This is a genomic window from Microbacterium sp. 18062 (genome assembly GCF_902706225.1).
In the GTDB taxonomy this organism is placed as follows: Bacteria; Actinomycetota; Actinomycetes; order Actinomycetales; family Microbacteriaceae; genus Microbacterium.
The window spans coordinates 1-461 of the sequence record NZ_CACSKB010000306.1; the positions used below are offsets into that span (position 1 = coordinate 1).

General features: G+C 52.9%; 1 protein-coding gene. It reads left to right on the top strand.

What is annotated here, in order from left to right; translation table 11 throughout:
- Positions 1-271, top strand: a 271-nt coding sequence (locus GVL03_RS19930) for a DUF977 family protein (RefSeq protein WP_159502638.1), incomplete at its 5' end; no start/stop codon positions are given.
- Positions 272-461 lie beyond the last annotated feature (190 nt).

Genomic DNA, 461 nt, shown 5'->3' on the forward strand with positions numbered 1-461 from the left:
GATCATGGCTAATAAATCACGCGAGCAACAACAGGCTAGTGTCCGGAAAATTATTGAGTTGACCCGGGAGAAGGGCCGGCTGACGGTCAAAGAGGCCTGCGGCGAGTTGTGTATGTGTCGGGATGCGGTAGGCAGGCATTTTCGTGCAGCTGCCAAAACCGGAAAAGTGATCCGGCATGGTCACCTTGGCCTGTTCCGCGACCAGCGGGCGGCCATCGATTTTGACCTGTGCAGATTTGACTATCGGAAGAATGCAGGAGCAGCCAAATGAGCATCGTTAAAACCCATACCGGTACCGTGATAACGAAAGATGGCCCAGAGCAAAAGCTTCTGCATGAAACCCCATCAATGTGGGTCATTGGGAAAACCGAGTGCTACCGCAAAGACACCGGCAGACGCAGATCCAGTGACCGGTAACTATTCAAATCGCCCGTTTGGTAAGCTGGCTGACAGTATATGGG